The sequence below is a fragment of the Vibrio sp. D173a genome, assembly GCF_030248475.1.
In genome coordinates this window covers 1-683 of record NZ_JAHGAH010000967.1, presented here as the reverse complement: position 1 = coordinate 683, position 683 = coordinate 1, and the positions used below count along the sequence as shown (strand labels likewise).

Genomic DNA, 683 nt, shown 5'->3' with positions numbered 1-683 from the left:
CAATTACTGCTTTTCTAAACATAATGTCCCTGTATTTATAGCTATATCGTTTCTTTAATAACGATGTATTTTTATTAATTAGCTCTTTGGCTAGAACTGGTAATTAACCACTGCGTAATAGGTCATCTTTTTTAAGTCGACAAAATCATTAATTGGGTTTTGCCCTCTATCTGGATTGTAATAATCCACACTATTTGTCATACCAACTGACATCGAAATACTCTCTGTCATTTGATAGCCAATTTCTTCTCCATGTAAAATGGTTGGATGTAAAGAGTTACCCAAATAATTCCAGGACTGCCTTGGCATTAAGAAAATATTTAAATAAAAGTCGTCTGCAAATGCATAGTCCACGGTAAATTGGTTACTCAATCGGTACTCAATCAGTTGATTCCCACCAGCAGTTTTATATTCATGAAAGTTCTTTCTTAGCAGTACCGTATTACTTAGCGTTAGACCTTCTAACACCTCATCAAATGCCGCACTCCAACGAAGTTTCATTCCAAACTGCAGGTCCTCTCTTTCAGAAGTGTCTGAAAGAGAGGACCTGCAGTTTGGAACACGTGTGAAACTTCGTTGGAGTGCGGCATTTGATGAGGTGTTAGATGGTCTAACGCTGAGCAATACGCTGCTACTAAGAAAGAACTTTCATGAATATAAAACCGCTGGTGGGCATCAACTGA

Annotated in this window: 1 protein-coding gene; it reads right to left on the bottom strand. The window is 37.8% G+C overall.

From position 1 onward, the window contains the following. Window positions 1-90: 90 nt before the first annotated feature. Window positions 91-501, bottom strand: a complete 411-nt coding sequence (locus KIV40_RS30620) for a hypothetical protein (RefSeq protein ID WP_285353047.1) — start codon at window positions 499-501, stop codon at window positions 91-93. Between the last annotated feature and the right edge of the window lie 182 nt (window positions 502-683).